Genomic DNA, 25,245 nt, shown 5'->3' with positions numbered 1-25,245 from the left:
TTTTGAAGCCTATGTCACCGCACTGACAACCCTGCCGGGCCCCGGGGGGAGCCTCGGCGTGCGAGGGCCGCTCAGCTGGTCCAGAAGTCCCACCAGCGGGTCAGGATCAGCATGCCGATGATGCCGACCCACAGCACCGGCGGCACCCAGTGGAACTCGGTCAGCCCGTTGCGCAGCCAGCTGGGCGCGGGAATGATCCGGTGCTTGATGTTGTGCGTGGTGACGTAGCAGAACATGAAGATCGTGGCGACCCAGGCCAGGCAGCACCACAGGCACAGCGAGTTGATGTTGTAGAGCGACTGGTACTGGAGCCAGGTGCAGAAGCCGACGCCGAACAGGGTGCCCGCGTTCATCCCCAGCCAGTACCAGCCGCGGAAGCGCGCCCCGGCGAGCAGCGCCAGGCCGATGCCGATGATGACGGGGTAGGTGGCGAGCCCGAGCCACGGATTCGGGAAGCCGAAGGCGGCCGCCTGATCGCTCTTCATGATGTTGCCGCAGGAGACCACCGGGTTGAGGCTGCAGCCCGGGACGAAGGAGGGGTCCTCCATCAGCTTGAGCTTGTCGAGCGTGATGACCCACGCGGCGAGGAGCCCGGCAGCGCCCGTGATCACCAGCAGCAGTGCGAGCGCACGGCTGCCGCCGATGGTCCTCTTCCCGCTGTCCTCGTCCTGGTCGGAGGAGGGATGGTCAACCGCTGCAGTCGTCATATCGCCGATCCGTCACTGAGTAGCCTGCTGGGCACGGTCATTGTGCCGTACCGTTGCGCCGGTCTTCCGTTCGATGAACATAAAGATGCGCGCGAAATCAGTGTGCGGTTCCGGGTACGGGGGACGCCAACGCCACCCGGAACAGGCGCTCTTGGTGCCGTCCTGCTCTACGGCCTCCGCCCGCCGGAACCGGCTCTCCCGGACCGGAACCCTCCGGCAGGATGAACCCAGGCGCACCGGGTTGACGGGCGGGTGCGCGGTGCCGCCGGTCGCAGGCAGGCTAGGAACCACCCGCCTGCGACCGGTGCGGCGCGCTACGTGAGGCGTGCCTTGATCGCCTCGGTCACCTCGGCCAGCGGGACCGCCGTCTGCTCGCCGGACTCCATGTCCTTGAGCTGCACGAGGCCCTCGGCCAGATCGCGCTCGCCGGCCACCACGGTGAACCGCGCGCCCGACCGGTTGGCGCTCTTCATCGCACCCTTGAGGCCGCGGCCCCCGAACGCGAAGTCCGCGGCCACTCCCTCGCGGCGCAGCCGCGTCACTACGCCGAACAGCACCCGGCGCGCCTCCTCGCCGAGCGGTACGGCGAAGACGCTCGTGGTCGAGGGCAGTTCGAGCTCGATGCCCTCCGCCTCCAGGGCGAGCACGGTGCGGTCCACGCCGAGCGCCCAGCCGACCGACGGGAGCGCCGGTCCGCCGATCATCTCGGACAGGCCGTCGTACCGGCCGCCGCCGCCGACCGCCGACTGCGAGCCCAGACCGTCGTGGACGAACTCGAAGGTGGTGCGGGTGTAGTAGTCGAGGCCGCGGACGAGCCGCTCGTCGTCCTCGTACACGACACCCGCCGTGTTGAGCAGGTCGCGGACCTCCTCGTGGTACGCCTTGCAGGCGTCGCAGAGGTAGTCGCGCAGCACGGGGGCGCCGGTCAGCTGCTTCTGGACCTCGCGGCGCTTGTCGTCGAGGACCCGGAGCGGGTTGATCTCGATCCGACGGCGGGTCTCCTCGTCCAGGTCGAGTTCGCGCAGGAAGCCCTGGAGCGCGTCGCGGTAGACGGGGCGGCACTCCTTGTCGCCCAGCGAGTTCAGCAGGATGCGGAACTCGCGAAGGCCCAGGGCGCGGTACGCCTGGTCGGCCAGGATGATCAGCTCGGCGTCCAGCGCCGGGTCCTCCGCGCCGATGGCCTCGGCACCGACCTGCGAGAAGTGGCGGTATCGCCCCTTCTGCGGGTTCTCGTAGCGGTAGTACGAGCCCGAGTACCAGAGCTTGACCGGCAGGTTGCCGAGCTTGTGGAGGTTGGCCTCCAGAGCGGCGCGCAGTACGGACGCGGTGCCCTCGGGGCGCAGCGCCAGCTGGGAGCCGCCCCTGGTGGTGAGGGTGTACATCTCCTTGGACACGATGTCGGTGGACTCACCGACGCCTCGGGAGAAGAGGGCCACGTCCTCGAAGCCCGGGGTCTCGATGTAGCCGTAGCCGGAGTTCTTCAGCGGTGCGGAGATCGCCTCGCGCACCGCGAGGTACTTCGCGGAGTCGGGCGGGGTCAGGTCGTGCGTGCCCTTGGGGGCCTTGAAGGTGCTCACGTTTTCGCTCTCGTCACATTCCTCGTCGGGGCGCGTCCATACCGTGCAGATACGGATTGGTGGCGCGCTCGCGGCCGATGGTCGTCTGGGGGCCGTGGCCGGACAGCACCACGGTCGAGTCGTCGAGCGGCAGGCACACGCGGGCCAGCGACTCGAGCAGCTCGGCGTGGTCGCCGCCGGGCAGGTCGGTGCGTCCGACGGAGCCGGCGAAGAGCAGGTCGCCCGAGAAGAGGACCTGCGGAACATCCGCGGCCTCGGGCATCCTGAACGTCACCGACCCCTTGGTATGGCCGGGCGCATGCGAGACGCCGAACTCCAGACCGGCCAGCGACAGCCGTGCGCCGTCGCTCAGCTCCTTGACGTCGTCCGGCTCCCCCACCGTCAGCTCGCCCATGAGCGGCATCCCGATGGAGCGGCCGAGGGCCTTCTCCGGGTCGCTCATCATGTAGCGGTCCTCCGGGTGGATCCAGGCGGGGACATCGTGCGCGCCGCACACCGGGACGACCGAGGCGACGTGGTCGATATGGCCGTGGGTGAGTACGACGGCGACGGGCTTCAGCCGATGCTTGCGCAGTGCTTCCTCGACACCGGACGCGGCCTGGTGGCCCGGGTCGATGATCACGCACTCCTCACCCGCGGCGGGGGCGACCAGGTAACAGTTGGTCCCCCAGGCCCCGGCGGGGAACCCGGCAATGAGCACGATCGTCCTTAATGGTCGTCCGACGAGGGATGGCGGCTGCGAGGTCGCAGCAGTTCAGAGCCTACCGGCGCTCCTCATTCCACAGCTAACCCATATACGGTACGGGGCAACTCAGGCCCGATCACACGACGTACAAGGAGATCACCCGGTGGTCAGCAGCGATCAGCGGCGGCGGCAGCTCGCCAGGGAGAAGTTCGAGCGGCAGCAGCAGCGCCGGGAGGAGGCCCGTCGCCGGACCCGGCGGCTGACGGTCATCATCACCTCCGCGGTGGCCGCGGTGGCCGTCATAGGCGGCATCACGTACTTCGCCACCGGCGACGACGGCAAGAAGGACAAGACCGACGCGGCCGCGAGCGCCGGCCCGTCGGCGTCCGCCTCGCCCTCTCCGTCGGCGAGCGAGAAGAGCGCGCCCGAGCCCGCGATGAAGATCGACAAGAAGGCCAAGTACACGCTGTCCCTCAAGACGGGCCAGGGCGACATCGCCTTCACCATGGACGCGGCGAAGACCCCGCACACCACGAACTCCTTCAAGTCGCTCGCCGACAAGGGCTTCTTCGACGGCACGAAGTGTCACCGTCTGACCACGCAGGGGATATTCGTCCTCCAGTGCGGCGACCCCAAGGGCGACGGCACCGGCGGTCCGGGCTACACGATCCCGGACGAGAACCTCACCGCCCTCGGCAGGGCGGGCAAGGACACCACGGTGACCTATCCGGCCGGCACCGTGGCGATGGCCAACACCGGCCAGCCGCACACCGGCGGCAGCCAGTTCTTCCTGGTCTACAAGGACAGCAAACTGCCGCCCACCTACACGCCGTTCGGCACGATGGACGGCGCCTCGCTGAAGGCCGTCCAGGCCATCGGCAAGGCGGGGGTCACCGGCGGCGCCGCCGACGGTGCGCCGGCGAAGGCCGTGAACATCTCGAAGGCGGCCGTCACCAAGGCGTGAGCGCGGCGGGCCCGGCACGATCCGCACGACGGCACCGGGCGCGCGCCGGATAATTTCGGCCGCGCGGAGTGCGGACAGCCGGGTGGCCCGTCGCCTAGATTGGCGTTGTGCAGGGCGGGCGCTGCCCGCCCCAGGAAACTGTGGACGATGCCAGGGGGGCGAACCCTCTCGCGGGCATCAGGTGGAGGAGGCGCTGTGAGCAGCGACCCGTGGGGCCGTGTCGATGAGACAGGCACCGTGTACGTGCGTACCGCCGACGGCGAGCAGGTCGTCGGATCGTGGCAGGCCGGTTCTCCGGCGGAGGCCCTGGCCTACTTCGAGCGCAAGTACGAGGGCATTGTGGTCGAGATCGGCCTCCTGGAGCGGCGGGTGAAGACCACCGATCTGTCCGCGAAGGACGCGACGACCGCCATCGAGCACCTGCGTGCGCAGGTCGACGAGCATCACGCCGTCGGGGACCTGGACGCGCTGCGCAAGCGGCTGGACGCCCTGGTGGCGACGGTCGACTCGCGGCGCGAGGAGCGCAAGGCCCAGAAGGCGAAGCAGACCGACGAGGCGAAGCACGCCAAGGAGGCGCTGGTCGTCGAGGCCGAGGAGCTGGCCCAGAGCGAGCAGTGGCGCTCCGCGGGCGAGCGGCTCCGTGCGCTCGTCGACACGTGGAAGGGCCTGCCGAGGCTCGACCGCAAGTCGGACGACGAGCTGTGGCACCGCTTCTCCCATGCGCGCTCGGCGTTCTCCAAGCGCCGCAAGGCCCACTTCGCCTCGCTGGACGCCCAGCGCGAGGAGGCCCGCAAGGCCAAGGAGAAGCTGGTCGTCGAGGCCGAATCGCTGTCCCGTTCCTCGGACTGGGGCACGACGGCCGCCCGCTACCGCGACCTGATGACGGAGTGGAAGGCCGCCGGCCGCGCCCAGCGCGAGGCCGAGGACGATCTGTGGAACCGTTTCCGCGGGGCCCAGGACGTCTTCTTCGCCGCCCGCGGCGAGGTGTTCGCCGAGCGCGACGCCGAGCAGGGCGAGAACCTCAAACTCAAGGAGGAGCTCGCGGTCGAGGCCGAGAAGCTGCTGCCGGTGAAGGACCTGAAGGCCTCCAGGGCGGCCTTCAGGGCCCTCAACGAGCGCTGGGAGGCCATCGGCCACGTGCCGCGTGACGCCCGCCCGAGGATCGAGGCGCGGATGCACACGGTGGAGCGGGCGCTCCAGGAGGCCGAGGAGTCGGAGTGGCGCCGGACCAACCCGGAGGCACGTGCCCGTGCCGCGGGTCTGACCGGGCAGCTCCAGTCGGCCGTGGACAAGCTGCGCGGCCAGATCGACACGGCGCGCGCCTCGGGCAACAACGCCCGTGCGGACAAGCTCGCCCGCGAGCTGGAGGGCCGGCAGGCGCTCCTGGACCAGGCCCTGAAGGGGCTCGAGGAGTTCGGCGGCTGAGATTCCCCTGCCGTACGTGAAGGGCCCCTCCGCCGGTTGCGGAGGGGCCCTTCACGTGGTGCGCGGGTCCGGCAGGACGCACCGCAGCCCCCCGCGTACTCACGCGAGGGGCTGCACGGCCCGTTGGAGGGCCCGGATCAGGGCCGGCGGGCCGAGGTCACCCGGTAGACGTCGTAGACGCCCTCGACGCCGCGTACGGCCTTCAGGACGTGGCCGAGGTGCTTGGGGTCGCCCATCTCGAAGGTGAACCGCGAGGTGGCCACCCGGTCGCGGGAGGTCTGCACGGCGGCGGACAGGATGTTGACGTGCTGGTCGGACAGGATCCGGGTGACGTCCGACAGCAGCCTGGACCGGTCCAGCGCCTCGACCTGGATGGCGACCAGGAACACCGAGGACTGGGTGGGCGCCCATTCGACCTCGAGGATGCGCTCCGGCTCCTGCGAGAGCGAGTCGACGTTGACGCAGTCCGCGCGGTGGACGGAGACTCCGCTGCCCCTGGTGACGAAGCCGATGATCGGGTCACCGGGCACGGGAGTGCAGCAGCGGGCCAGCTTGACCCAGACGTCCTCGACGCCCTTGACGACGACGCCCGGGTCGGCGTTGGAGCGGCGCTTGTTGCGGCCGTGCGAGGGCGGCGAGCTCTCCGCGAGGTCCTCGTTGGCCTCGTCCTGGCCGCCGAGCGCCTGGACCAGCTTCTGCACGACACCGGCCGCCGCGACATGTCCCTCACCGATCGCGGCGTACAGCGACGAGATGTCGGGGTAGCGCATCTCGTGGGCGAGCGTGACCAGGGAGTCGCCGGTCAGGATCCGCTGGATCGGCAGGTTCTGCTTGCGCATGGCCCGCGCGATGGCGTCCTTGCCCTGCTCGATCGCCTCGTCGCGGCGCTCCTTGGAGAACCAGGCGCGGATCTTGTTGCGCGCCCGGGGCGACTTGACGAACCCGAGCCAGTCGCGGGAGGGACCCGCGCCGGCCGCCTTGGAGGTGAAGACCTCCACCAGGTCGCCGTTGTCGAGCGTGGACTCCAGCGGTACGAGCCGCCCGTTGACCCGTGCCCCTATGGTCCGGTGGCCGACCTCCGTATGGACGGCGTACGCGAAGTCGACCGGGGTCGCCCCTGCCGGGAGCGCTATGACGTCGCCCTTGGGCGTGAAGACGAAGACCTCGTTGCGCGAGAGGTCGAAGCGCAGGGACTCCAGGAACTCGCTGGGGTCCTCGGTCTCCTTCTGCCAGTCCAGGAGCTGGCGCAGCCACGCCATGTCATTGACGGTGTCCTGGCCTCGGCCGGTGTTCCTGGGGACGTCGGTGCGCACCTTGGAGGCGCCCGCGACGGCCTCCTGCTTGTACTTCCAGTGCGCGGCGATGCCGTACTCGGCGCGGCGGTGCATGTCGAAGGTACGGATCTGCAGCTCGACGGGCTTGCCGCTGGGGCCGATCACCGTGGTGTGCAGCGACTGGTACATGTTGAACTTGGGCATCGCGATGTAGTCCTTGAACCGGCCGGGGACCGGATTCCACCGCGCGTGTACGGTGCCGAGCGCCGCGTAGCAGTCGCGGACCGTGTCGACGAGGACGCGGATGCCCACCAGGTCGTAGATCTCGGCGAAGTCCCGGCCTCGCACGATCATCTTCTGGTAGACGCTGTAGTAGTGCTTCGGCCGGCCGGTGACGGTGGCCTTGATGCGGGCGGCGCGCAGGTCGGACTGGACCTCGTCGGTCACTATGGCGAGGTATTCGTCGCGCTTGGGCGCCCGCTCAGCGACGAGACGGACGATCTCGTCGTACATCTTCGGGTAGAGGATCGCGAAGGCGAGGTCCTCCAGCTCCCACTTGATGGTGTTCATGCCCAGGCGGTGGGCCAGCGGGGCGTAGATCTCCAGCGTCTCGCGGGCCTTCTTCTCCTGCTTCTCCCGCTTGAGGTAGCGCATGGTGCGCATGTTGTGCAGCCGGTCGGCGAGCTTGATGACCAGGACGCGCGGGTCCTTGGCCATCGCGACGACCATCTTGCGCACGGTCTCGGCCTGGGCGGCCTCTCCGAACTTGACCTTGTCCAGCTTGGTCACGCCGTCGACCAGCAGGGCGACCTGGTCACCGAAGTCGCGGCGCAGGGTGTCCAGGCCGTACTCGGTGTCCTCGACGGTGTCGTGCAGCAGCCCGGCCATCAGGGTGGCCGGATCCATACCCAGCTCGGCCAGGATCGTGGTAACGGCGAGCGGGTGGGTGATGTAGGGGTCGCCGCTCTTGCGCTTCTGGCCTCGGTGCCAGCGCTCCGCCACCTGGTAGGCGCGCTCGATCTGGCGCAGCGTGGAGGTCTCGATCTTGGAGTCGTTGCTCCGGACGGTACGCAGCAGCGGTTCCAGCACCGGGTTGTACGGGCTGGAGCGCTGGACGCCGAGGCGGGCCAGCCTGGCCCGGACCCGGTTGGAGGAGCCGCCGCCGGTACGGGCCACCGGCCCCGCAGGGGCGGCCGCCGGCTTCGCCGGAGGCTTCGGCGCCGTCGGGGGCGGTGAGGCGGGGGCGGCCGGCTGGGCCGGGGAAGCGGGCGCGGGCCCGTTCGCCTCGGCGGGGGCCGGGCCCGTGCCGGGCTCGGGCGCCGGAGGCTTCGGCTTCTCCGCGGGCTGCTGCTTCGCGGGCGTGGCTGGGGCCGCCTCGGGCTGGTCGGGCTGCGGGGCGGCGACTGGCTGGGCCTCGTCTGGCAAGAGCGCTCCTCGTGCGGATCCGGACACCCGGAAAGGCCATCGTAACGACCCTGCGGCCGCTCCTCCCCCGGGGACCGTGAGAGCCCGCACAACGCGAAGCGGGCACCCGGTTGTTCCCGGGTGCCCGCTTCGGTGCGTGTCATGCGGTGCCGCGTGCGGCCCGCCGGGGCTCAGACCGTGATCAGAGCGTCCAGCGGAGCGCCCTGGAGGCTCTCCTCAAGGCGTGCCCGGCCGGCCAGGAATCCCAGCTCCATGAGGACGGCGACGCCGGCGACGCCCGCACCGGCCCGCCGGATCAGTTCCAGCGAGGCGGCGGCGGTGCCACCGGTGGCCAGTACGTCGTCGATGACCATGACCCGGTCGTCGGCCGACAGGTCCTCGGCGTGGATCTCGATCTCCGCGCTGCCGTACTCCAGCTCGTACGTCTGGGCGAGCGTGGCTCCCGGCAGCTTCCCGGCCTTGCGGACGGGGACGAAGCCGAGCCCGGCCCGTACCGCGACCGGTGCGGCCAGGATGAAGCCGCGGGCCTCCAGGCCGACGATCTTCGTGGCTCCGTGCCGTACGCACAGCTCCGCCAGCGCCTCGGTGAGCGCGGTGAACGCCACCGGGTCCGCGAGCAGCGGGGTGATGTCCTTGAACATCACCCCCGGCTTCGGGTAGTCGGCCACGTCACGGATCCGGCTGAGCAGGAGTTCCCTCGTGCTCTCGGTGGTGCCGCTGGTCATCGGCGCTTCCCCGGGGTGCGGCCGTGGCCCCTGGGGGGCTCCTGACGCTGTCCGACGACTGCGCCGGCGGGTGCGGCGTCCTCTGCGGCGCCGTTGTGCTCCTGGTCCGACAGCTCCGCCTCCGAGGGCTCGCCCTTGGCGGCGGCTGCCGCGCGCTTGGCGAGGACCCGCTTCTTCAGGGCCTTCATCTGCGGTTCGCGTTCCTTGAGGTCGGCGACGAGCGGAGTGGCGATGAAGATCGAGGAGTACGCACCGGCGGCGAGGCCGACGAACAGTGCCAGCGAGATGTCGTTCAGCATGCCGGCGCCGAGGACACCGCCACCGATGAACAGCAGACCGGCGACCGGCAGCAGGGCGACGATCGTGGTGTTGATCGAGCGGACCAGCGTGCCGTTGATGGAACGGTTGGCGATCTCGCTGTACGTCCACCGGGTCTGCTTGGTGATCCCCTTCGAGCCCTCCTTGAGGCTGTCGAAGACGACGACCGTGTCGTAGAGGGAGTAACCGAGAATCGTCAGCAGACCGATCACGGTGCCCGGCGTGACCTCGAAGCCGACCAGGGCGTAGATGCCGACCGTGATGGTGATGTCGTGGATCAGCGCGACCAGGGCCGCGATGGCCATGCGCCACTCGAACGCGATGGCCAGGTAGATCACGACGAGGACCATGAAGACGCCGAGTCCGGTCCACGCCTTGTTGGCGATCTGCTCACCCCAGCTGGGGCCGACCAGGTCGGCGGCGATCTTCTCCTCGGAGACGTCGAGGCCCTTGGCGAGGTCGCCCTTGATCTCGTCCGACTTCGAGGTGTCGACCTCGGTGATCTGGATGCGCAGTCCGCCGTTGCCCAGCTTCTGGACGATGGCCTGGTGGCCCGAGGACGTCGAGGCCAGCTCCTCCGCCTTGTCGACGGAGACGCTCGTCTTCGGCGTGGTGAAGACGGCGCCGCCCTTGAACTCGATGCCCATGTTCAGGCCGCTGACCGCCAGGCCGACGATGGCCGTGATGGTGATCAGGATCGAGATGCCGTACCAGATCTTGCGCTTGCCGATGAAGTCGTAGCCGACCTCGCCGCGGTAGAGACGGGCGCCGAGATTGCCGAGTCGCGACATCTCACGCCTCCTTCGGGTCGGTGGGGGCGTTGACACGGCGTGAACGGCGCAGCGGCGGCTTGGCACCGAGCCGCTTCGGGTCCAGGCCGGACCACGGGTGACCGCTCGCGAAGAACTTCTTGCGCGCCATCAGCGTCATGACGGGCTTGGTGAAGAGGAACACCACGACCACGTCGAGCAGAGTGGTGAGCCCCAGCGTGAACGCGAAGCCCTGGACCTTCCCGACGGTGACGACGAACAGCACCGCCGCGGCCAGGAACGACACGAAGTCGGAGACCAGGATGGTGCGCCGGGCGCGCGGCCAGGCCCGCTCGACGGCGGGACGGAGCGTGCGGCCCTCGCGGATCTCGTCACGGATGCGTTCGAAGTACACGATGAACGAGTCCGCTGTGATTCCGATCGCCACGATGGCGCCGCAGACAGCGGGCAGGTTCAGCGCGAATCCGATGGCCGGGCCGAGCAGCGACATGATCGTGTACGTCAGGATGCCGGAGACCAGCAGGCTGAGGAGCGCGATGAGCGCCAGTCCGCGGTAGTAGGCCACCAGGTAGATGATGACCAGGGCCAGGCCGATGGCACCGGCGATCAGGCCCGCCTTGAGCTGCTCCCCGCCGAGTGCGGCGGTGACGGTGGTGACGCTCTGCTCCTGGAAGGAGAGCGGCAGCGCACCGTAGGACAGGACGTTGGCCAGGTCCTCGGCGGACTGCTGGGTGAAGCTGCCGGAGATCTCGGCGTTGGCGCTCAGCGCCTCCTTCACGGAGGGTGCCGAGACCACTTCGCCGTCGAGCGCGATGGCGAACTGGTTCTGCGGCGACTGCTGCTGGGCGAGCTTGCCGGTGGTCTTCTGGAACTTCTTGGCGCCGCCGCCGGTGAACTCCATCTGGACGATCCACTGACCGGTCTGCTGGTTGATCGCGGCCTTGGCGCTGTCCACGTCCGTGCCGTCGACCTCGGCCGGGCCGAGGACGTACTTCGCGGAGCCGTCCTGCTCGCACGCGACCACCGTGTCGGTGGCCTTGGAGCCCTGGGACGCCTTGGAGCGGCCGGCCTTGGTGGAGCAGTCGAGCGCCTCGAACTGCTTCTGCAGCTTGGCGGCGGCCGCCTGCTCCTCGGCGGACGGCGTCGGAGTGCCGCTCGCCTGCGGCGTCTCACTGGCCTTCGGGGTGGGCGTGGAGTCGGCCTTCAGGGCGCCGGTGACCGCGCGGCCCTGGGTGGTGGCGCTCGGGCTCGGCTTTCCGGACGGGCTCGTCGCCTTGTCCGAGGCGGAGCCGCTCGGCGACGGCGACGGGCTGCCCTTGCCGGAGGGCGAGGCACTGGGATCAGGGGTGGGCGTTCCCTGGGCGACGGTCAGCACCGGCCGGAAGTAGAGCTTGGCCGTCGTACCGACCTGCTGCCGGGCCTGGGCGGAATTCGTGCCCTTGGGGATGTTGACGATGATGTTGCTCTTGCCCTGCGTCTGGACCTCGGCCTCGGAGACACCAAGACCGTTGACGCGGCGTTCCATGATCTGGACCGCCGTGTCCATGTTGGTCTTGTTGATCGCCGACTCCTGGCCGGGCTCGGCCTTCGCCTCGAGCGTGATGGACGTGCCACCCGCCAGGTCGATGCCGAGTCGCGGCGTCGGCTGATCGGCCAGGAACATCCCGCCGGTGAGCGCGACCATGGCGATCAGGATCAGAGCCAGGGCACGCCCCGGCCTGCCCTGACCGCCGGCCGGCCCTCGGCCCTTCTTCGGTGCTGCCACCTTCTCGTTTCTCCCTGTCCAACCGCCCCGCGCCGGGTACGCGCCCAAGCGGCCACGAAGTGTAGTGGGGACCCGCCCCCGCAGAAGACCGCACGGTCCGGGGACAGCCGGATGCCTGTGGGCTCACGGCATCCCCGGGTCGTGTGCTACTTCGCGTCGGCCTCGCCGTCGGACTTGCCGTCGGACTTCTTGTCGGCCGGCTCGGTGTCGTCCGCCTCGGTGTCGTCCGCCTCGGCCTTCTTGCCCAGGTCGATCTTCGCGACGTCGTCCGCGTCCGCGGAGTCGTCCGCGACGTCGAGCTCGGTCAGCGAGGAAGCGTCGTCGGGCACGACCGCGCCGTCGACGTCGAGCTCCTCCTCGTCACCGTGGACGATGCGGTTGTACTCCGCGTCGTCGAGGACGGCACCGATGGAGTTCTTGGCGTAGACGGCGTGGACGCCGGGAGCAATCTCAAGGAGGACCGAGTCGTCGTGAAGCTCCTTGACGGTGGCGTACATGCCCCCGATCGTCCGGACGCCGGTACCGGGCTGCATTTCATTGCGCATGTTCGCAGCCGCCGCCTGCTTCTTCTTGGCGGACCGCGTCATCAGGAACATGGCCCCGATGAGCACGATGAAGGGGAGGAGAGTCACGGGATTCACGGGACGAGTTTCCTTCGCACGACCGCACTGGAGAGCGGCCTGATCTACGGGGGTGGGTACACCGACCTTTAAGGGCGGCATCGGCGGAGTCTAAGCGAGTCCGCATCGATGGAACAACGCCCAGCATGGCACCCGGGTTCCGCTGCGGGCCAACCTGTGACTCATCACGCCCCGAACAGGCCCTGTTGTCCCTTTCCGCCCTGCTGCGGCGGAACGAGCCCGAGGTGGGCCCAGGCGGCCGGTGTGGCGACCCGCCCCCTGGGCGTCCTGGCCAGCAGGCCCTCGCGCACCAGAAAGGGCTCGGCGACCTCCTCGACCGTCTCGCGCTCCTCCCCCACGGCGACCGCGAGCGTGGACAGCCCCACCGGGCCGCCGCCGAAGAGTTTCATCAGGGCGCCGAGCACCGCACGGTCCAGCCGGTCGAGGCCGCGGCCGTCGACCTCGTACACCTTCAGGGCCGCTCCGGCGATGGCCCGGTCGATCCGGCCGTCGGCCTTGACCTGGGCGTAGTCCCGGACCCGGCGCAGCAGCCGGTTGGCGATACGGGGTGTGCCCCGGGAGCGGCCGGCGATCTCCGCGGCGCCCTCGGCGTCCAGCTCGACGTCCAGGAGCCGGGCCGAGCGATGAATCACCCTTTCCAGTTCGGCCGGGCTGTAGAACTCCATGTGCCCGGTGAAGCCGAAGCGGTCGCGCAGCGGGGGCGGCAGCAGCCCGGCCCTGGTGGTGGCGCCGACCAGGGTGAAGGGCGGCAGCTCCAGCGGGATGGCGGTGGCCCCCGGTCCCTTGCCGACGATCACGTCGACCCGGAAGTCCTCCATCGCCATGTAGAGCATCTCCTCGGCGGGCCGGGACATGCGGTGGATCTCGTCGAGGAAGAGGACCTCGCCCTCCTGGAGGGAGGACAGGATCGCCGCGAGGTCGCCGGCGTGCTGGATGGCGGGCCCCGAGGTGATCCGGATCGGCGCTCCCATCTCGGCGGCGATGATCATGGAGAGGGTCGTCTTGCCCAGGCCCGGGGCGCCGGAGAGCAGTACGTGGTCGGCGGTGGCGCCGCGGGCGCGGGCGGCCTTGAGGACCAGGTCGAGCTGTTCGCGCACCGTCTCCTGGCCGACGAACTCGTCGAGGTCCTTGGGGCGCAGGGCCGCCTCGACGGCGGTGTCCTCGCCGTCCGCGCCGGCGTCGACGAGCCGCTCGTCGAGCAGTTCGTCGGTGTCGGGTCCGGTCTCGTCCCAGTTCATCTCGTCAGTCCCGCCTCGGGTGTTTCGGTGCCGTGCCGTGGGATGCCCGGCCGGGCGTCAGGGGTGTTGCCCGGTTCCGCTCAGCGCGCGCGGTTGAGGGTCTGCAGGGCGGCGCGCAGCAGCTGGGGCACGGGCGGCTGGGCGCCCTCGGCGATGGCCGTCTCCGCCTGCGGGGCCACGGCGGACACCGCTTCGTCGGCCTCGCGGGTGGCGTAGCCGAGGCCGATCAGGGCGGCCTGCAGCTGGTCCCGCCAGGAGGAGGTGACTGCGGTGCCGATGCCCTGCTGGCCGATGTGGGCGCCGACCGGCTCGCCGAGCCGGTCCTTCAGTTCGAGCAGGAGCTTCTGCGCGCCCTTCTTGCCGATGCCGGAGACCGCGGTGAGCGCCTTCTCGTCGCCGGTGGACACCGCGATGCGCAGGGCGTCCGGGCTGTGGGTGGCGAGCATGGCCTGGGCGAGCCTGGGGCCGACCCCGCTGGCGGTCTGGAGCAGCTCGAAGGTCTGCCGCTCGTCGTCGTCGGCGAAGCCGTAGAGCGTGAGCGAGTCCTCCCGTACGACGAGGGAGGTGGCGAGTCTGGCCTCCTTGCCGATCCGCAGGGCGGCGAGGGTGTTCGGCGCGCACTGGACGGCCATGCCGATGCCGCCGACCTCGATCACGGCCGTGGTGGGGGCGATCGCGGCCACGGGGCCGGTGATGAAGGCGATCATCGGGGGACCTTCCGGACGGGAGCTGCTGCGGTGCGCGGAACGCGCGGGGTACGGGCCGCGGTCGCTGCCGCGTGCGCCTGCTGGAGGCGGTTGGCGGCCGGGGCGCGCCAGATGTGACAGATGGCGAGGGCCAGCGCGTCGGCGGCGTCGGCGGGCTTCGGCGGGGCGTCCAGCCGCAGGAGCCGGGTGACCATGGCGCCGACCTGTGCCTTGTCCGCGCGGCCGCTGCCGGTGACGGCGGCCTTGACCTCGCTGGGCGTGTGCAGGGCCACCGGGATGCCGCGGCGGGAGGCGCAGAGCATGGCGACCGCGCTGGCCTGGGCGGTCCCCATCACCGTCCGGACGTTGTGCTGGGCGAACACCCGCTCGACGGCGACGTATTCGGGGCGGTGCTCGTCGAGCCACTCCTCGATGCCGCGCTCGATGGCCACCAGCCGGTGTCCGAGCTCGGCGTCGGACGGGGTGCGCACGACTCCTACGCCGAGCATCGTCAGGGGACGGCCCGCGACGCCCTCGACGACTCCGACGCCGCACCTGGTCAGCCCGGGGTCCACACCGAGTACCCGCACCGGGTCGTCCCCTCCCTGCCGATCGGTCAACTGTTCTGGCAGGCTATCGGCTCGCACTGACAATGCGACGGGCCGACGGGGTGTGTCCCCGTCGGCCCGTCCGCGAAAGCTGCGCCGGTCGGCGACGGCTCAGGCGTCGACCTTCTCCATGACCTCGTCCGAGACGTCGAAGTTCGCGAAGACGTTCTGCACGTCGTCGCTGTCCTCCAGCGCGTCGATCAGCTTGAAGATCTTGCGGGCGCCCTCCTCGTCGAGGTCGACCTGCATGGTGGGCAGGAAGTTGGCCTCGGCCGAGTCGTAGTCGATGCCCGCCTCCTGGAGCGCGGTACGGACCGCGACCATGTCGGTGGCCTCGCTGACGACCTCGTACGTCTCACCGAGGTCGTTGACCTCCTCGGCGCCCGCGTCGAGGACGGCACCCAGCACGTCGTCCTCGGACAGCTCACCCTTGGGGACGATCACGACGCCCTTGCGGTTGAACAGGTACGAGACCGAGCCCGGGTCGGCCATCGAGCCGCCGTTGCGCGTCATGGCGACACGTACGTCGGACGCGGCACGGTTGCGGTTGTCGGTGAGGCACTCGATGAGCACCGCGACACCGTTGGGGCCGTAACCCTCGTACATGATCGTCTGGTAGTCGACGCCGCCCGCTTCGAGACCGCCACCGCGCTTGACCGCGGAGTCGATGTTCTTGTTCGGGACCGAGCTCTTCTTCGCCTTCTGGATCGCGTCCACAAGGGTCGGGTTGCCCTCGGGGTCCACACCACCGGTGCGGGCCGCGACCTCGATGTTCTTGATCAGCTTCGCGAAGAGCTTGCCGCGCTTGGCGTCAATCACGGCCTTCTTGTGCTTCGTCGTAGCCCATTTAGAGTGGCCGGACATCTGCCTTCTCCTTCGCGTCACCAAATTCCGTACGAACCCGAGAGATCCTACCGGGGTCGAGTCAGCCCGCTGCGCGCACCATGTCGACGAAGTACGCGTGAAGCCGGTGGTCTCCGGTCAGTTCCGGGTGGAATGACGTGGCAAGGGCGTTTCCCTGCCGTACTGCCACGATGTGGCCGCCGTGCTCGGCCACCACCTTGGCCCGCGCGCCCACGGACTCGACCCAGGGGGCCCGGATGAAGACCCCCTCGACGGGCCCGCCCTCGATCCCGGCCACCTCGACGGCCGCCTCGAAGGACTCGTTCTGCCGCCCGAAAGCGTTACGGCGCACGATCATGTCGATGCCGCCGATCGTCTCCTGGCCCGAGCGCGGGTCCAGGATCTTGTCCGCGAGGAGGATCATTCCGGCGCAGGTGCCGTAGACCGGCATCCCCGCGGCGACCCGCTCGCGCAGCGGTTCCAGCATCCCGAACAGCTCGGCCAGTTTGGACATCGTGGTGGACTCGCCGCCGGGGACGACCAGGCCGTCGACCTCGGCGAGTTCCTCGGGCCGCCGGACCGGCCTGGCCAGGGCGTCCGCCGAGGCCAGGGCGATCAGGTGTTCCCGTACGTCGCCCTGGAGAGCCAGGACGCCGATCACAGGGGTGTCGCTCATCAGTGACTACCAGCCGCGGTTGGCGTAGCGCTCGGTCTCGGGCAGGGTGTCGCAGTTGATGCCGACCATGGCCTCGCCCAGGTTGCGGGAGGCGTCCGCGATGATCTTCGGGTCGTCGAAGAACGTGGTGGCCTTCACGATGGCGGCGGCACGCTTGGCCGGGTCGCCGGACTTGAAGATGCCGGAGCCGACGAAGACGCCCTCGGCACCCAGCTGGCGCATCAGCGCGGCGTCGGCGGGGGTGGCGACGCCGCCCGCGGAGAAGAGGACGACGGGCAGCTTGCCGAGCTCGGCGACCTCCTTGACCAGCTCGTACGGGGCGCGGAGGTCCTTGGCGGCGGCGTACAGCTCGTTGTTGTCGTAGCCGCGCAGCCGGGCGATCTCGTTCTTGATCTGGCGCAGGTGGCGGACGGCCTCGACGACGTTGCCGGTGCCGGCCTCGCCCTTCGAACGGATCATGGCCGCACCCTCGGCGATGCGGCGCAGGGCCTCGCCCAGGTTGGTGGCGCCGCAGACGAACGGGGTGGTGAAGGCGAACTTGTCGCTGTGGTTGACCTCGTCGGCCGGGGTGAGCACCTCGGACTCGTCGATGTAGTCGACGCCGAGGGACTGCAGGACCTGGGCCTCGACGAAGTGTCCGATGCGGGACTTCGCCATGACCGGGATGGAGACGGCCTCGATGATCTCCTCGATCATGTTCGGGTCGGACATCCGGGCCACGCCGCCGTCCTTACGGATGTCGGCGGGCACCCGCTCCAGGGCCATGACGGCCACGGCGCCCGCGTCCTCGGCTATCTTCGCCTGCTCGGCGTTGACGACGTCCATGATCACGCCGCCCTTGAGCTGCTCGGCCATGCCGCGCTTGACGCGGGCGGTGCCGGTCGCCGGGGAGTCAGCGGACTGCGGGGTGGTGGGAAGCGTGGACACGGATCGACCTCACTGGGAGAAGGGGCGCTGAGCGTGCGGAGTGATGCACTGCTGAGCAAACTCTCCGGGGCCGGTCCACAGCAAGGGCCAATAGGAGGCCGGTGGATCGTTTTGGTCCCGCCGGCGGTCGCGGCGCGGGATCTCGGTGTGCGCGTGTCAGCTGACCGGGCGGGCGGCCAGGGCGACCGGCGGCTCGTCGTCCATCTCGAAGGCGAGCGGGAAGGGCGCGTGACCGGCCAGCCGGAACCAGCGCACCGTGCGGTGGCGGCGCAGCGCACGGGCGGCCCGCACCGCGTCATTGTGGAACCGGCGCGCCATCGGGACCCGGCGGACTGCGGCGGCCAGTTCGGACGCGGCCTCCTCCCCGCCCGGGATCTCCTTCACCGCGTCCACCTGCGCCGGTTCACCGAACACGGCGCGCAGGGCGGTGCTCAGTTCGCTCTCGGCCACCTCGCGGTGCTCCTCCTCCGACTGACGGGCGGCGTGCGCGGCCTCGTACAGGACGATGGACGCGGCCGGGTCCAGCACGCCGGACGTGGCGAGTTCCTGGGTGACCGAGGCCCGGCGCAGCAGTTGCGCGTCGAGCGCGGCCCGTGCCGCGTCGATACGGGTGTGCAGCCGGTCGAGCCGGCCGGCGGTCCAGCTGAGATAGAGGCCGATCGCGACGAGCACGACGACGGTCCAGATAAGGGTTTCGGTCACGGGCCGAAGGCTACCGGTGACCGGACACCACCCGGCCCCCGATCACCCGCGTCGACAGTCCGGCGGGACGGGCCCTCAGTCGCGCGCCAGCCCGAACCGGGCCCGCAGCCCCGTGCGTTCGTCCGTGGCCACCGACGCCGCGCCGTCCGCGACCGTCTCGTACACCGCGAGGATGTCCGCGCCCACCGTCGACCAGTCGAAGCGCCGCACATGTGCGCTGCCGCGCTCCCGCAGCTCCGCGCGCCGCTCCGGGTCACCCAGCAGCCGGACCGCCGCCGCGGCCAGCGCGTCCGCGTCCTCGTTGGCGAACAGCTCACCGGCACCGCCCAGATCCAGGACCTGGGCGAAGGCGTCCAGATCGCTGGCCAGGACCGGTGCGCCGGCCGACATCGCCTCGACCAGGATGATGCCGAAGCTCTCGCCGCCGGTGTTGGGCGCGATGTACACGTCGACGCTGCGCAGCAGCCGAGCCTTGTCCTCGTCGCTCACCATGCCGAGGAACTCGACCCGCTCGCGCATCTCCCTCGGCAGCGAGGCGACGGCCTCCTCCTCGTCGCCCCGGCCGGCCACCAGGAGCCTGGTGTCCGGGCGGGCGGCGAGGATCGCGGGCAGTGCCCGCATCAGGACGGGCAGGCCCTTGCGGGGCTCGTCGATGCGGCCGATGAAGCCGATCGTGCCGCCCTGCCACTCGGGCCTGGGCTCGGCCGCGGCGAAGAAGTCCACGTCGACACCGTTGGGGATGACCACGGCGTCGCCGCCCAGGTGCTCGACCAGGGTGCGGCGCGCGTACTCGCTGACCGCGATGCGCGCGCTGATCTTCTCCAGGGCGGGCTGGAGGATCGGGTAGGCGGCGATCATCGCCCGGGAGCGCGGATTGGACGTGTGGAACGTGGCGACGATGGGCCCCTGCGCCGCCCAGCAGGTCAGCAGTCCCAGCGACGGCGAGGTCGGCTCGTGGATGTGGATCACGTCGAACGTGCCGTCGTGCAGCCAGCGCCGCACCCGCGCCGCGGACAGGAAGCCGAAGTTCAGCCGGGCCACCGAGCCGTTGTACCGGACGGGCACGGCCCGGCCGGCCGAGACCACGTACGACGGCAGCGGCGTCTCGTCGTCCGCGGGTGCCAGCACGGACACCTGGTGGCCGAGCCGGATCAGGTGCTCGGCCAGATCGCGGATGTGGAACTGCACGCCGCCCGGTACGTCCCAGGAGTACGGGCAGACGATGCCGATCTTCACTGCTGGTCTCCGAGGGGTTCGAGGTCGGCGAGCCAGAGCCGTTGCAGCATGTGCCAGTCCTCCGGGTGCTCGGCGATGCCCAGGGCGAACGCGTCGGCCAGGGCCTGTGTCATCACAGACGTCCTTTCCGCACGGTCACCTGAGCCGGGGACCTCGACGGACGGATGGATCCGCGCCTTCATCACCGGCGTGTCGTCGTAGTTGAGCGTGACCGGCAGCAGCAGCGCCCCGGTCTGCTGGGCGAGCAGCGCCGGGCCGGCCGGCATCCGGGCCGTGTCGCCGAAGAACGTCACCTCGACGCCGGAGGCCGACAGATCGCGGTCGGCGACCAGGCAGACCAGGCCGCCCGCGCGCAGCCGCTGGGCCAGCGTGCCGAAGGCGGTCCCGCCGTTGTGCGCCAGGACCTCCATGCCGAGTCCCTCGCGGTAGGCGACGAAGCGGTCGTACAGCGACTCCGGCTTCAGCCGTTCCGCGACCGTGGTGAACGGGACCTTCAGATCCGTGGTGACCCAGGCGCCCGCCAGGTCCCAGTTCCCCAGGTGCGGCAGCGCGAGGATGACGCCGCGCCCGGCCTCGAGCCCCTCGGTCAGCCGGTGGGCGTCGGTCACGTCGATGGAGTCCTTGATCCGCCGCGCACTCCAGGTGGGCAGCCGGAACGACTCCATCCAGTACCGCATGTACGAGCGCATCCCGGCCTTGGACAGTGCGGCGAGGCGGGCGGGGCTCGCGTCCGGGACCACCCGCGCCAGATTCGACTCCAGCCGCAGCACGCTCTTGCCGCGCCGCTTCCACACCTGGTCGGCGATGGTGCGGAAGAGGGCGCGAGCGGCCGGTTCGGGAAGCGTCTTGACCGCGGCCCAGCCGAGTCCGTACAGGCCGTCGCTGATCCGTTCCCCTGGGCCGGGCCGGGGGTCCCCGGTCGTGCGGCTCACTAAGCGGCCCCGCTCCCGGCCGCGTCCGCCTCCGCGGACTCGCGGCGCACCGTCACGACGCGCTGCACCAGCGTCACCAGACTGCCCGCCGCGACGATCCACAGCGCGATCGGCAGGAGCACCTGGATGCCGGGCACACCGAACGTGTGCAGGCCCGCCAGACCGGCGGCCACCAGCGAGATCACCAGCCGCTCGGCACGCTCCACGAGCCCGTTGACGGCGACCGGCAGACCGATCGACTCACCGCGCGCCTTGGTGTACGAGACGACCTGGCCGCTCGCGAGACAGAAGATCGCGACGGCGCACAGGACGTTGTTGTCGCCGCTGCCCGCGTACCAGAGGGCGAAGCCGGCGAAGATCGCGCCGTCGGCGACCCGGTCGAGCGTCGAGTCGAGGAACGCGCCCCACCGGCTGGAGATGCCGGCCTGCCGCGCCATGTTCCCGTCGACGAGGTCGGAGAAGACGAAGATCGTGATGACGATCGTGCCCCAGAAGAACTCCCCCATCGGGAAGAAGACCAGCGCACCTGCCATCACCCCGGCCGTGCCGATCAGAGTGACCGCGTCAGGGCTGACGCCGAGACGGAGCAGCAGTGCGGCGAACGGTGTGAGGACACGCGTGAAGAATGCACGCGCGTACTTGTTCAGCATGGCCTTCCCGAGGGTTCGGTGGGCCGAGCGGCCCCATCGGCCACCGGCTGACCCATCGTAGTCACGACGGCCGCACTCCACCGTCCGGGCACCCCCGCCCCCCATGCCCGGGCGCCCCGGATCGCGGAGCGGCGCGCGACGTATGGACGGGACCCGGACACAGTGGAAAGCTCGGAAGTACCGCGGGCGTCGCCGTAGCCGCCGCGGCGGCTTCCCTCTGCCCGTGCAGCCACTCCCCACCCCGCGCCCGGCGGTTCTCCCGCCCCGCGCCATCACCTGGGAGGCACGCACCATGGGCGACAAGGCACACGCACACACCGGGGCCGCCGGAAGAGCGCCGGCGGCCGGCCACCCCTCCTCCATACGGAACGTGGTGCTGGTCGGCCACAGCGGCTCGGGCAAGACCACGCTCGTCGAGGCCCTTGCACAGACCGCGGGCGCGGTCAACCGGGCGGGCCGGGTCGAGGACGGCAGCACGGTCTCCGACCACGACGGGATCGAGCACCGCCGGCAGCGCTCCGTACAGCTCTCCGTGGTGCCCGTCGAATGGGACGGGGTCAGGATCAACCTGCTGGACACTCCGGGGTACGCGGATTTCGTAGGGGAGCTGAGGGCCGGTCTGCGGGCGGCGGACGCGGCCCTCTTCGTCGTCTCGGCCGCGCAGGAGGCCGACGCGGTGGCCGGTGCCACCCGCGCCGTCTGGGAGGAGTGCGCAGCCGTCGGCATGCCGCGCGCCATCGTCGTCACCCACCTCGACACCGCCCGCACCTCGTTCGACGCCATGACGCGGATCTGCGGCGAGACGTTCGGCGGCGACGATCCGGACGCGGTGCTCCCGCTCTACCTGCCCGTGCACGGCCCCGAGGGCTCCGACGGCCACTCCCCGCTGACCGGGCTGACCGGGCTGCTCACCCAGCGCGTCCTGGACTACTCCGGCGGCGAACGGGCGGCGAACCCGCCCGCCGACGACCAGCGGGCCCCGCTCACCGACGCCCGCAACCGGCTCATCGAAGGGATCATCGCCGAGAGTGAGGACGAGACCCTGATGGACCGCTACCTCGCCGGCGCGGACATCGACATGGCGACACTCGTCGGCGACCTGGAGCGCGCCGTCGCACGCGGCACCTTCCACCCGGTCCTGGCCGCCGCCCCCGCCGCCGAGGGCGCCCGCCAGGGCATCGGCACCGTCGAACTCCTCGACCTGGTCACCGGCGGCTTCCCGACCCCGCTCGAACACCCGCTGCCCGCCGTCACCACCCTGCACGGCGCCCCGCTCCCCGCCCTGGGCTGCGACGCCGGGGGCCCGCTGGTGGCCGAGGTCGTGAAGACGTCGTCCGACCCCTATGTCGGCCGGCTCTCCCTGGTGCGGGTGTTCTCCGGCACCCTGCGCGCCGACGACACCGTTCACGTGTTCGGCCACGGGCTCACCGGCCCCGGCCACGACGACCGCCCCTTCCACGAGGCCGAGATCCGCGTGGGCGCCCTCTCCGCGCCCTTCGGGAAACAGCAGCGCCCCCTCACCGAGTGCATCGCCGGGGACCTCGCCTGTGTCGCCCGGCTGGGTACCGCGGAGACCGGCGACACCCTGTCCGACCCGGACCATCCGCTGCTGATGGAGCCCTGGACGATGCCCGACCCGTTGCTGCCGCTCGCCATCGAGGCGCACGGCAAGGCCGACGAGGACAAGCTCTCCGAGGGCCTCGCACGGCTCGTGGCCGAGGACCCCACGATGCGCCTGGAACAGAACCCGGACACCCATCAGGTGGTCCTGTGGTGCCTCGGGGAGGCCCAGCTGGACGTGGCGCTCGACCGGCTGCGCAGCCGGTACGGGGTCCAGGTCGACGCCGTCCCGCACCGGGTCGCACTGCGCGAGACGTTCACGGGCCCGGCCACCGGACGCGGCAGGCACGTCAAACAGTCCGGCGGCCACGGCCAGTACGCCATCTGCGAGATCGACGTCGAACCCCTCCCGCCGGGGTCCGGCATCGAGTTCATCGACAAGGTGGTCGGCGGCTCGGTGCCGCGCCAGTTCATCCCGTCCATCGAGAAGGGCGTCCGCGCGCAGGCCGCCCGAGGCGTCGCCACCGGGCACCCGCTGGTCGACCTGCGGGTCACCCTGCGGGACGGGAAGTCCCACTCCGTGGACTCCTCGGACGCCGCCTTCCAGACCGCCGGTGCCCTGGCCCTGCGCGAGGCCGCCTCGGAAACCGCCATCCAGCTGCTCGAGCCCGTCGCCGAGATCAGTGTCCTCGTCCCCGACGACTGCGTCGGCCCGGTGATGAGCGACCTCTCGGGCCGCCGCGGCCGGGTGGTCGGCACCGAGCAGTCCGGGGCGGGACGCACCCTCGTGCGGGCGGAGGTGCCGGAGCTGGAGATCGGCCGGTACGCCGTCGACCTGCGCTCGCTGTCCCACGGCACCGGACGCTTCGACCGCGCGTACGCCCGCCACGAGGCCATGCCCGCACACCCGTCGGACCGTATGCGCGAGGAACAGCACATCACCGCGAACGGCACGTAGCACCCCACGCCCCCGCGGATGTCCACGGTTGTCCACAGGGCCGGACAGCGTATCGATTCGGACGATACGCTGTGGTCCCAGCTCAGAAAGTGTGCCGGGCACGGCAGTTGGGAAACAGCCGCAGGAGCGGTTTCTTGGCGGGCGAGTGGGGGCGACAGTGGCCAACGACGGATTCGATTTCTCTCCCGGAGCGCAGATTCCACTCCAGGGAGCTGCGGGAGCGGCGGTGGCGACCAACGCCCTCGCCTCTGCCGCGTACCGCGACACCCCGGTGGACGATATCCTCAAGGCCAACAGCGAGTGGCACAAGTCCGAGGTGAAGGCCGGCCGGTCCAAGCTCCTCAAGTCCGACTACTTCAAGCCCAACCTCGGTGAGGCCTTCTCCCGCGCCGTTCAGGAACGCACGCTGGGCGGCGCCCGCAAGGCACTCATCCAGTCCTTCGGCAGCGATCCGCAGACCGTCGTCGAGCACTGCCTGTCCGCCTCGCGGCTCCGCAAGGCGCGCGACACCAAACTCACCGTCGTGACCGCCATCTTCGGCTTCCTCTTCCTGCCCGGAATGCTGCTGTGGGTCATCGCCTTCCGGCTCCGCGACATCCTCGCCAAGACCAAGGACAAGGTGCTCTCCGTCCTCGGCAACATCCTGTTGCCGGTCATCGGGATCGTCGCGGTGTACTTCCTGATCAAAATGCCCCTCACCGGATTCCTGGCGCTCTACGTACGGGCGATGGTCATCGCCCCGGTCATCGGATGGCTGATCGCCAAACGGATCGCGGAGACCTCCGCCCAGGACATGCGCGCCCGCTGGGAAGGCCTCCTGTCCGGCGGCGGTGTCGTCGCCAAGATCCCCGAAGCCGTGCCGAAGAACCCGAGCGAGACCGCCCGGGAGGCGCTCCGGCAAGGCCTGGAGAAGCTCTCGGCCGAGCAGCAGTCGAATTCGGTCTTCTACGCCGGCCCCAAGGGCATCCTCGGCATGGGCACCCGCTGGGGCAGCTGGCAGCTGGCCGAGGACCTCGTGGCCAAGGACCCCGGCAAGGAGTTCCACCAGTTCCGCAGCTGGGACCTGATCCGCGTCATCCACGACCAGCTCAAGATGCTGGAGCGCGGCCCGCTGAACACCGGCGGCTTCCCCAAGCCCTCGGTCACCCACTGGGTCGTGTCGCCCGTCGGGGAGAACGCCGACTCGGTCTCCCGCCCGGCGGGCGAGGACGTCGCCACCTTCCAGGTGAAGCCGCACGAGATACAGCGGATCTGCAACCACCAGCAGTTCGGCGGCGGCGACCGCCACTACCTGGGGGTGCAGTTCACCCTCTGGGACGGCCAGCTGGTCATCACCATGATGATCACCGTCACCGTGCTCTTCGAGACGCTCCGCATCGAGGTCACCGGGCATGCCCTCGGCCCGGTCCACTCGCTCTTCACGAGCAAACCCTCCGCCAAGAAGAAGACGGTCAACAAGACCGTGAAGTTCTGGGAGACCCGCGACATAACGCTGGCGCTGGTCGAGTCCAGCGAGGTCGTCCGCCTCGCCCTGCGCGCCCCGTTCACCTGGTACCCGCCGCTGCTCGACTACCTCGGCGGCAAGATCGCGCTGCCGGAACCCTTCGGGCTGCGGCACGCCTGGGCCGAGAAGCCATGGCGCCACCGCTTCATGGCGGACGACGCGATGCGTGCGGCCACCCCCGTCCTGCGCGTGGTGCACAGCGCCGTCATCAAGGTGCTCGACGAGAACGGTGTCGACACCGAACGCTTCGGGAACCGCTCGTCGGTACTGAGCGGCATGGTCCAGGACCCCTCGCCGCGCAAGGCCGACCTGTACGACGCGTAGTCACGCGAAAAGGGGCGCCCCCGTTCCACCGATGCTGTTGGCGAATGCCCCTTCGTCGTGACGTCGGCCTGATCCATCTCGTTGGTGGGTCAGGCCGACGTTGTGTTTGGGGTGGGCAGATGTCG

At 70.4% G+C, this 25,245-nt stretch carries 22 protein-coding genes; 4 read left to right on the top strand and 18 right to left on the bottom strand.

What is annotated here, in order from left to right:
* Positions 1–71 precede the first annotated feature (71 nt).
* The 3 genes from ACGFU6_RS28665 to ACGFU6_RS28655 all read right to left on the bottom strand — a co-directional run bounded on the left by ACGFU6_RS28665 (position 72) and on the right by ACGFU6_RS28655 (position 2,984).
* Entirely contained in the window at positions 72–707 is a 636-nt protein-coding gene (locus ACGFU6_RS28665) for a vitamin K epoxide reductase family protein (protein ID WP_393615053.1), read from the bottom strand.
* 314 nt (positions 708–1,021) lie between these two features.
* Positions 1,022–2,284 (bottom strand): histidine--tRNA ligase, encoded by a 1,263-nt coding sequence (hisS, locus tag ACGFU6_RS28660; protein ID WP_393615052.1) that lies wholly within the window; start codon positions 2,282–2,284, stop codon positions 1,022–1,024.
* Positions 2,285–2,297: 13 nt separating this feature from the next.
* Entirely contained in the window at positions 2,298–2,984 is a 687-nt protein-coding gene (locus ACGFU6_RS28655; protein WP_393615050.1) for an MBL fold metallo-hydrolase, read from the bottom strand.
* Between the two features lie 148 nt (positions 2,985–3,132).
* Here ACGFU6_RS28655 and ACGFU6_RS28650 point away from each other — a divergent pair, with 148 nt between their 5' ends.
* Both ACGFU6_RS28650 and ACGFU6_RS28645 read left to right on the top strand, forming a co-directional pair.
* Positions 3,133–3,933: a peptidylprolyl isomerase gene (locus ACGFU6_RS28650; RefSeq protein WP_393615049.1), complete on the top strand. Its 801-nt coding sequence runs from the start codon at positions 3,133–3,135 to the stop codon at positions 3,931–3,933.
* A 195-nt stretch (positions 3,934–4,128) separates the two neighbouring features.
* The gene (locus tag ACGFU6_RS28645) at positions 4,129–5,358 is read left to right on the top strand and encodes a DUF349 domain-containing protein (RefSeq protein WP_393615047.1); all 1,230 of its coding nucleotides are present in this window, start codon (positions 4,129–4,131) and stop codon (positions 5,356–5,358) included.
* Positions 5,359–5,495: 137 nt separating this feature from the next.
* Here ACGFU6_RS28645 and ACGFU6_RS28640 read toward each other — a convergent pair whose 3' ends face one another.
* The 15 genes from ACGFU6_RS28640 to pgsA form a co-directional block, all read right to left on the bottom strand.
* Complete coding sequence (locus ACGFU6_RS28640; RefSeq protein ID WP_393615045.1) at positions 5,496–8,057, bottom strand: RelA/SpoT family protein; 2,562 nt, start codon at positions 8,055–8,057, stop codon at positions 5,496–5,498.
* Between the two features lie 170 nt (positions 8,058–8,227).
* Positions 8,228–8,782: an adenine phosphoribosyltransferase gene (locus tag ACGFU6_RS28635; RefSeq protein WP_123528304.1), complete on the bottom strand. Its 555-nt coding sequence runs from the start codon at positions 8,780–8,782 to the stop codon at positions 8,228–8,230.
* Positions 8,779–9,891, bottom strand: a complete 1,113-nt coding sequence (gene secF / locus ACGFU6_RS28630; protein ID WP_393615043.1) for a protein translocase subunit SecF — start codon at positions 9,889–9,891, stop codon at positions 8,779–8,781. The genes ACGFU6_RS28635 and secF overlap by 4 nt, the downstream gene beginning before the upstream one ends.
* 1 nt (position 9,892) lies before the next feature.
* Complete coding sequence (secD, locus tag ACGFU6_RS28625; RefSeq protein ID WP_393615041.1) at positions 9,893–11,635, bottom strand: protein translocase subunit SecD; 1,743 nt, start codon at positions 11,633–11,635, stop codon at positions 9,893–9,895.
* Between the two features lie 146 nt (positions 11,636–11,781).
* Positions 11,782–12,276 carry a preprotein translocase subunit YajC gene (yajC, locus tag ACGFU6_RS28620; protein WP_393615040.1) on the bottom strand — a complete coding sequence of 165 codons (495 nt, stop codon included), beginning with the start codon at positions 12,274–12,276 and terminating at the stop codon, positions 11,782–11,784.
* A 164-nt stretch (positions 12,277–12,440) separates the two neighbouring features.
* Positions 12,441–13,514, bottom strand: coding sequence for a Holliday junction branch migration DNA helicase RuvB (gene ruvB / locus ACGFU6_RS28615; RefSeq protein WP_393615038.1), 1,074 nt, complete (start codon positions 13,512–13,514; stop codon positions 12,441–12,443).
* Between the two features lie 80 nt (positions 13,515–13,594).
* Positions 13,595–14,221: a Holliday junction branch migration protein RuvA gene (gene ruvA, locus ACGFU6_RS28610; RefSeq protein ID WP_123528299.1), complete on the bottom strand. Its 627-nt coding sequence runs from the start codon at positions 14,219–14,221 to the stop codon at positions 13,595–13,597.
* Entirely contained in the window at positions 14,218–14,790 is a 573-nt protein-coding gene (gene ruvC, locus ACGFU6_RS28605) for a crossover junction endodeoxyribonuclease RuvC (RefSeq protein WP_123528298.1), read from the bottom strand. The genes ruvA and ruvC overlap by 4 nt, the downstream gene beginning before the upstream one ends.
* A gap of 129 nt (positions 14,791–14,919) precedes the next feature.
* Positions 14,920–15,672 carry a YebC/PmpR family DNA-binding transcriptional regulator gene (locus tag ACGFU6_RS28600; RefSeq protein WP_024492903.1) on the bottom strand — a complete coding sequence of 251 codons (753 nt, stop codon included), beginning with the start codon at positions 15,670–15,672 and terminating at the stop codon, positions 14,920–14,922.
* 61 nt (positions 15,673–15,733) lie between these two features.
* Positions 15,734–16,327: a pyridoxal 5'-phosphate synthase glutaminase subunit PdxT gene (gene pdxT / locus ACGFU6_RS28595; protein WP_123528297.1), complete on the bottom strand. Its 594-nt coding sequence runs from the start codon at positions 16,325–16,327 to the stop codon at positions 15,734–15,736.
* 6 nt (positions 16,328–16,333) lie between these two features.
* Positions 16,334–17,254, bottom strand: a complete 921-nt coding sequence (gene pdxS, locus ACGFU6_RS28590) for a pyridoxal 5'-phosphate synthase lyase subunit PdxS (protein WP_123468419.1) — start codon at positions 17,252–17,254, stop codon at positions 16,334–16,336.
* 156 nt (positions 17,255–17,410) lie between these two features.
* Complete coding sequence (locus ACGFU6_RS28585) at positions 17,411–17,956, bottom strand: hypothetical protein (protein WP_393615035.1); 546 nt, start codon at positions 17,954–17,956, stop codon at positions 17,411–17,413.
* Between the two features lie 75 nt (positions 17,957–18,031).
* The gene (locus tag ACGFU6_RS28580) at positions 18,032–19,192 is read right to left on the bottom strand and encodes a glycosyltransferase family 4 protein (RefSeq protein WP_393615033.1); all 1,161 of its coding nucleotides are present in this window, start codon (positions 19,190–19,192) and stop codon (positions 18,032–18,034) included.
* A complete protein-coding gene (locus ACGFU6_RS28575; protein WP_393615031.1) occupies positions 19,189–20,124 on the bottom strand; it encodes a phosphatidylinositol mannoside acyltransferase in 936 nt (311 codons plus the stop codon). Before ACGFU6_RS28575 ends, ACGFU6_RS28580 begins: the two co-directional genes overlap by 4 nt.
* Positions 20,124–20,774: a phosphatidylinositol phosphate synthase gene (pgsA, locus tag ACGFU6_RS28570; protein WP_393615030.1), complete on the bottom strand. Its 651-nt coding sequence runs from the start codon at positions 20,772–20,774 to the stop codon at positions 20,124–20,126. Before pgsA ends, ACGFU6_RS28575 begins: the two co-directional genes overlap by 1 nt.
* 292 nt (positions 20,775–21,066) lie before the next feature.
* On the opposite strand from pgsA, the gene ACGFU6_RS28565 reads away from it, so the two are divergent.
* Positions 21,067–23,292 (top strand): elongation factor G-like protein EF-G2, encoded by a 2,226-nt coding sequence (locus ACGFU6_RS28565; RefSeq protein WP_393615225.1) that lies wholly within the window; start codon positions 21,067–21,069, stop codon positions 23,290–23,292.
* 157 nt (positions 23,293–23,449) lie between these two features.
* Positions 23,450–25,120 carry a hypothetical protein gene (locus ACGFU6_RS28560; RefSeq protein ID WP_393615028.1) on the top strand — a complete coding sequence of 557 codons (1,671 nt, stop codon included), beginning with the start codon at positions 23,450–23,452 and terminating at the stop codon, positions 25,118–25,120.
* The last annotated feature ends 125 nt before the right edge of the window (positions 25,121–25,245 follow it).

The sequence above is a fragment of the Streptomyces sp. NPDC048462 genome (genome assembly GCF_043200175.1).
GTDB lineage: Bacteria > Actinomycetota > Actinomycetes > Streptomycetales > Streptomycetaceae > Streptomyces.
This window is presented reverse-complemented; position numbering and strand designations above follow the sequence as displayed.